The sequence below is a fragment of the uncultured Reyranella sp. genome (assembly GCF_945957355.1).
Taxonomy (GTDB): Bacteria; Pseudomonadota; Alphaproteobacteria; order Reyranellales; family Reyranellaceae; genus Reyranella.
Map to the genome: position 1 here is coordinate 500849 of NZ_CAMFKM010000002.1, position 6747 is coordinate 507595.

Annotated in this window: 6 protein-coding genes; 1 reads left to right on the top strand and 5 read right to left on the bottom strand. The window is 66.5% G+C overall.

The annotated features are described in order from the left end of the window. The first annotated feature begins 140 nt into the window (after positions 1-140). Complete coding sequence (locus tag Q0Q48_RS05485; protein WP_295135171.1) at positions 141-2075, top strand: PhoX family phosphatase; 1935 nt, start codon at positions 141-143, stop codon at positions 2073-2075. 149 nt (positions 2076-2224) lie between these two features. Here Q0Q48_RS05485 and ychF read toward each other — a convergent pair whose 3' ends face one another. The 5 genes from ychF to Q0Q48_RS05510 form a co-directional block, all read right to left on the bottom strand. Continuing rightward, positions 2225-3322 (bottom strand): redox-regulated ATPase YchF, encoded by a 1098-nt coding sequence (gene ychF, locus Q0Q48_RS05490; RefSeq protein WP_295135174.1) that lies wholly within the window; start codon positions 3320-3322, stop codon positions 2225-2227. A 3-nt stretch (positions 3323-3325) separates the two neighbouring features. Then, entirely contained in the window at positions 3326-3964 is a 639-nt protein-coding gene (pth, locus tag Q0Q48_RS05495) for an aminoacyl-tRNA hydrolase (protein ID WP_295135177.1), read from the bottom strand. 27 nt (positions 3965-3991) lie between these two features. After that, on the bottom strand, positions 3992-4681 hold the full coding sequence (locus tag Q0Q48_RS05500) for a 50S ribosomal protein L25/general stress protein Ctc (RefSeq protein ID WP_295135180.1): 690 nt from the start codon (positions 4679-4681) through the stop codon (positions 3992-3994). 75 nt (positions 4682-4756) lie between these two features. Continuing rightward, positions 4757-5689, bottom strand: coding sequence for a ribose-phosphate pyrophosphokinase (locus tag Q0Q48_RS05505; protein WP_295135182.1), 933 nt, complete (start codon positions 5687-5689; stop codon positions 4757-4759). A gap of 177 nt (positions 5690-5866) precedes the next feature. After that, the coding region (locus Q0Q48_RS05510) for an MlrC C-terminal domain-containing protein (protein ID WP_295135185.1) at positions 5867-6747 on the bottom strand (881 nt) is incomplete at its 5' end.

The following is a 6747-nucleotide window of genomic DNA, read 5'->3' on the forward strand; positions in this document are numbered from 1 at the left end:
AGGTGTGACATCCGCCTGCTACAGGCTGAGCGCTACGGTTTGCTGACGGTCCTTGTGGAAGGCGCCGTCGCGCGCGCAGGATCGTAACGGAAACGCCACTATTGCCCGCTACGCCAGACCTGCGTTTCCAGGAGTTCAAGATGGCCGCCGCACGAGATGACGACTACACCGATCCCGACGATATCGGCGTGAATGCCAGCACCGAGCCGTCGATCGGCGCGCTGATCGAGCGGCGCCTCAGTCGGCGCGATGCGCTGCGCGGCCTCGCGGGAGCCGGCATCGCGGCCTCGCTCGCGGGCCCGTTCGCCACCACGGACGCGCAGGCCCAGGTCAACGGTCCCTCGTCGCTCACCTTCAAGGAACTCGCCCACACGCTCGACGGCACGCAGCACGTCGCCGAGGGCTACGATATGCAGGTGCTGATCCGCTGGGGCGATCCGATCATCGGCGCTGGCGCGGACTTCGATCCGAAATCGCTGACCGCCGCCGAGCAGGAGAAGCGGTTCGGCTACAACAACGACTATCTCGGCCTCTATCCGTTGCCGGCCGGCAGCCGCAGCGGCGACCGCTTCCTGATGGTCGCCAACCACGAATACACCAACCCCAACCTGATGTTCGCCGGCCTGGGCAGTGGCCGCAGTGCGGCGCTGAAGGCCACGAAGGACCAGGTCGCGGTCGAGATGGCGTCGGTCGGCGGCGCGGTCATCGAGATCGCGCGCGCCGGCGCCGGCTGGAAGGTCGTGCCCGACAGCCGGTTCGCGCGCCGCCTTACCGCCACGACCCCGATGGTGATCTCGGGCCCCGCCGCCGGCAACGACAGGCTCAAGACCTCGGCCGATCCCACCGGCACGAAAGTGCTGGGCACCTTCGGCAACTGCGCCGGCGGCAGCACGCCCTGGGGCACCTGGCTGACCTGCGAGGAGAATTTCCACTTCTACTTCGACGGCGACGCGGCGCGGCTGGCCGACACCGAACTCGGCAAGCGCTACGGTGTGGCGCGCGCCACCAACGCCTGGGGCCGGCATGTCGACCGCTTCAACTTCGACAAGGAGCCGAACGAGCCCAACCGCTTCGGCTGGGTGGTCGAGATCGATCCCTATGAGCCCGGCTCGCCGCCGGTGAAGCGCACCGCACTGGGACGCTTCAAGCACGAGGGTTGCACCTATGCGCTGGCCAAGGACGGCCGGGTGGTGCTGTACAGCGGCGACGACGAACGGTTCGAGTATGTCTATCGCTTCGTTACCTCGAAGCCTTGGAATCCCAACGACCGGGCAGCCAACAAGAACCTGCTGGACGAAGGCACGCTTTCCGTCGCGCGCTTCAATGCCGACGGCAAGGTCGAATGGCTGCCGCTGGTGCAGGGGCAGGGCCCGCTGACGGCGGCGAACGGCTTCGCGACGCAGGGCGACGTGCTGGTGAAGACGCGACTCGCCGCCGACCTGCTGAAGCCCACGCCGATGGATCGGCCGGAGGACATCGAGACCAATCCGGTCAACGGCCGGGTCTATGTCGTGCTGACCAACAACGGCCTGCGCAAGCCCGACCAGATCGACAAGGCCAACCCGCGTGGCCCCAACGATCACGGCCACATAATCGAGATCGCGCCGAAGGACGGCGACCATGCGGCGTCGGAGGGCACCTGGTCGATCTTCCTGATGGGCGGCAAGCCCGGGCAGGATGCCGGCGCGCGCTATCATCGCGCGACCTCGGAGAACGGCTGGCTGAGCTGTCCCGACAACATCGCCTTCGACAGCAAGGGCCGCATCTGGATCGCGACCGACGGCGGTCCTTCGGCTGCGGGCATAGCCGACGGGATCTATGCCGCCGACACGGTGGGGTTCGGCAGGGCGCTGACGCGCTGCTTCTACCAGGCGCCGACCGGCGCCGAAGTGTGCGGGCCGATCTTCGCGCCGGACGACGGCACGCTGTTCCTCGCCATCCAGCATCCGGGCGAGGATCGCGGCTCGACCTTCGAGAAGCCCTCGACCCGCTGGCCCGACTTCACGGACGGCATGCCGCCGCGGCCGTCGGTGATCGCGATCACGAAGAAGGGTGGGGGGCAGATAGGAACTTAAGAGAAAGGTCCCTCGCTACGCTCGGGATGACAAAGAAACCGTGTCATCCCGAGCGTAGCGAGGGATCCTTATCTATTCTGCGCCGTGCGAGCTCTCGCGCTTGATTACAAGCGCTGCCGCTCGCCAATGTTTAACGCGCCGCAGGCGCGTTAAACATTAAACCTGAAATGAAACACATCGCCGTCCTTGACGGCGTATTCCTTGCCTTCGAGCCGGAGCTTGCCGGCATCGCGGGCGCCGGCTTCGCCGTTCAGCGTGACATAGTCGTCGAAGGCGATGGTCTCGGCACGGATGAAGCCCTTCTCGAAATCCGTATGGATCACGCCGGCGGCTTGCGGCGCCGTGGCCTCGCGGCGCACCGTCCAGGCGCGGGCCTCCTTCGGGCCAACCGTGAAGAAGGTCACGAGGTCGAGCAGGGCGTAGCCCGCGCGCACGACGCGGGCGAGGCCGGTCTCCTCGAGGCCAAGCGAAGAGAGGTAGTCGGCCTGGTCCTCGGCCGGAAGCTGCGCCACCTCGGCCTCGATGGCGGCCGAGATCACGACCGACGGCATGCCGCGCGACTTGGCGAAGGCCTCGGCCTTGGCGCTGTGCTCGTTGCCGGTCGCGGCCGAGCTCTCCTCGACGTTCAGCACGTACATCATCGGCTTGGCGGTGATGAGCTGCAGGCGCGCGAACACCGCGCGCTCGTCGTCCGTCAGCTTGGCCTCGCGGGCCGGCTTGCCGTCGCGCAGTGCGTCCAGCGCTTTCTTCACGACGGGGGCCTCGGCCGCGGCTTCCTTGTCGCCGCCCTTGGCCTTCTTCTCGAGATTGGGCAGGCGCTTTTCCAGGCTGTCCATGTCGGCTAGCATCAGCTCGGTCTCGACGACCTCGGCGTCGCTCACCGGATCGACCTTGCCGCTCACGTGCGTGACGTCGCCATCCTCGAAGCAGCGCAGCACGTGGACGATCGCATCGACCTCGCGGATGTTCCCGAGGAACTGGTTGCCCAGCCCCTCGCCGCGCGACGCGCCCTTCACCAGGCCGGCGATGTCGACGAACTCGAGCTGGGTGTTGATGATCTTGCCCGAGCCCGCGATGGACGCGAGCTTGTCGAGCCGCGGGTCCGGCACGGCGACCCGTCCGACGTTCGGCTCGATGGTGCAGAACGGATAATTGGCCGCCTGCGCCGCCTGGGTGGCGGTCAGCGCGTTGAACAGGGTCGACTTGCCGACATTGGGCAGGCCGACGATTCCGCAATTGAAACCCATGATCTACTCTTTGCTGCCCAGGCCCTTGATGTCGAGGCGGGCCGGAAGGTCGGGAGGCGGCGCGAGATGCGCCACCCGGCTCATGTATTTCTCGTCGGCCTTGGCGCCACCTTCGACCAGCAGCGCCGCTTCCTCTGCCAGCGCGTGCAGCACCTTCGGGACCCAGCCGTCCTTGGGATCGCGCTCGTCGCGCTCGAAGTCGTGCAGCACCCAGTGCAGCACCAGGTCCTTGTGGCCGGGATGGCCGATGCCGATGCGGACGCGGCGATAATCCTTGCCGACATGGGCGTCGATGTCGCGCAGGCCGTTATGCCCGCCGGCGCCGCCGCCCTTCTTCATGCGCACCCGTCCGGGCGCGATGTCGAGTTCGTCGTGGAAGACGACCAGCCGGTCGAGCGGAACCTTGAGGAAACGCACGGCTTCGCCCACGGCCTTGCTCGACTCGTTCATGAACGTCATGGGTTTCAGGACGATGACACGCTCGCCGCCGAGATGGCCTTCGGCCACTTCGCCGTTGAACCGCGCACGCCACGGGGAGAAGACACGGCGGCGGACGATCTCGTCCACCGCCATGAATCCCACATTGTGCCGGTGCCCCGCATAGCGCGGCCCGGGATTGCCGAGCCCGACCAGCAGAAGCATCGACGGAGCGGAGCCTTCGCCCGCTCGTTACTTCTTCGCCGGGGCGGGAGCGGCCTTGCCGCCCGCCGCAGCGCCCGCCGCCGGAGCGGCGCCTGCCGCTGGGGCAGCGCCCTCGGCCGCAGCCCCTTCCGTCGTGGCCGCTTCGCGCGCCACGGTCGGGGCGGCGATCGACGCCACGGTGGCGTTCTTGTCGCGGGTCACCACGCGCGCGCTCTCGGGAATGTTGAGAGCCGACATGTGGATCGAGTGGCCGATCTCGAGGCCGGTCAGGTCGACCTCGAAGATTTCCGGAATCGAATCGGCCCGGGTGCGCAGCGTGACCTCGTGCATGACCACGTTCAGCACGCCGCCGCGCTTGATGCCGGGAGAGGCCAGCTCGTTGCGGAAGCGCACGGGCACCTGCACGGTGATGATCGAGTCGGGGCCGATGCGGAGGAAGTCGAGATGCAGAGGCTTGTCCGTCACCGGGTCGACCTGCACGTCGCGCGGCAGGACGTCATAGTCCGTGCCGTCGACCGCGATCTTCATGCGGTGATTGAAGTAGCCTTCCTTGTGAATCTCGCGCTCGATCGTCTTCGGCTCGACGGCGATCATCACGGCCGGCTGCTTGTCGCCGTAGATCACGGCGGGAATCAGTCCTTCGCGACGGCTGGAACGGGCGCCCCCTTTGCCGGCCCGGTCCCGCATCTTCGCGACGACTTTGGTCGTCTCTGCCATTTCAATTCTCCTTGGGTTGCTCTGTCATCGCGGCGTGGCCTCCAGGGGTGCCCATCGCCGGATCTCTTGAAATTCCTAGTCGAACAGGCTCGAAACGGATGCCTCGTCGGTGATGCGCCGCATCGCCTCGGCCATCAGCGACGCGATGCTGAGCGGCCGGATGTTCGGCGACACGCGCACCGCCTCGGTGGGCATGATCGAATCGGTGATCACCATCTTCTCGATCGGCGAGGCCGCGACGCGGGCGACCGCGCCGCCGGACAGCACGCCGTGCGTGATATAGGCCGAGACCGACGTGGCGCCCTGGTCCATCAGGGCGACCGCGGCATTGCAGAGCGTGCCGCCCGAATCGACGATGTCGTCGATCAGGATGCAGTCGCGGCTCTTCACGTCGCCGATCACGTTCATGACCTCGCTGACGCCGGCCGCCTCGCGGCGCTTGTCGATGATGGCGAGGTCGGCATCGATGCGCTTGGCGATGGCGCGGGCGCGGACAACACCGCCCGTGTCGGGCGACACGACGGTGAGGTTGCGGTTGGAGAAGGTCTCCTTGATGTCCTTGGAGAACACCGGGCCGGCATAGAGATTGTCCAGCGGGATGTCGAAGAAGCCCTGGATCTGGCCGGCATGCAGGTCGAGCGTCAGCACGCGATGGGCGCCGGCATGGGTGATCAGGTTGGCGACCAGCTTGGCCGAGATCGGCGTGCGCGAACCGGTGCGTCGGTCCTGTCGTGCATAGCCGAAATAGGGGATCACCGCGGTGATGCGGCGCGCCGAGCTGCGGCGCAGGGCATCGATGGTGATCAGCAGTTCCATCAGATGGTCGTTGGCCGGGAAGCTCGTCGACTGGATGACGAAAACGTCCTCGCCGCGCACGTTCTCCAGGATCTCGACGAAGATCTCATTGTCGGAGAAACGTCGAATATTCGCCTTGACCAGCGGTAAGGCCAGTTTGGCGGAAATGGCTTCGGCCAGCGGTCTGTTGCTGTTGCCGGTGATAATCTTCATGGATCGCTGCCCTCGCGCCGGGGCGGGATGGTGTTAAGTCGTTGATCTAAAACAACAAAACGGCCATCCCGGGCCGCGACGGGGCGGAACATACCAATGAGTCGAAGCGCTGTAAACGCCCTGAAATATGGGCTTTTCGCCGCTCCCGATCGCCAGGCCCTCGAAACCCCGCACGCCTCAGGCGTGCGGGTTGGCGACGAAGGGCCACTGCGTCTTGTCGGCCTTGGTGTAGGGCAGCAGCGACCAGTCCGGCACCAGCGCGCCCGGAGCGGCAACATAGACCACCTCGCTGGCGATCGGCGCATAGGCGGCATGGAAGTGCTGCATCGATTTCACGACCACGACCTTCTTGGTCGAGGGATCGACGCCGAGCTTGGTGAAGCAGTCGAGGCTGTGGCACTGCGAGCGCGTGGAGTTGACGATCACCGTCACGCCCTCGATCTGCAGGGCGGCGGCATCGCCGATCGGGCTGGTGCCCTTGCGGGCACCGCCGAACTGGATGAACACGTTCTTCTCGAGCTTCAGCACCTTGGCACGCGCGTCGACCGGCGCACCGGATTGCGGCCCAAGCTTGCCGCCGAGGCGGATGTCCAGTTCGGCGCCTTCGCCCACTTCGAAGGCGAGCTTCACGGCGCCGGGATCCCAGAACATGGCGATCGCCGCGTCCTTCACCTTGCCGTCGAGCAGGGCCTGGAGGATGAAGGTCGAATCAGAGGCGGCACCGCCGCCGGCATTGTCCGACACGTCGGCCAGCACCATGGGCTTGGGCAGGTTGTGCGAGCTGACCCGCGCCATGGCGGCGTCCAGGGTCACGTAGGGCGGCTGGGTGGCTTCGCGCATGGCGAAGAACTCCTGGCCGAGTTCCTTGGCAATCTTCTCGGCCTTCGCCTTGTCGCCGTCGGTGATGGCGATGATCCGGCTGCTCATCTCCTTGATGTCGGACCACGGGAAGCCATGGGCGACCGAGAGCGAGAGCACGCCGTCCTTGCCCTCCATCGACATCAGCTTGTCGACGAAACCGCGCATCGGCTGGCGCGTGGTGTGGAACACGCCGATCA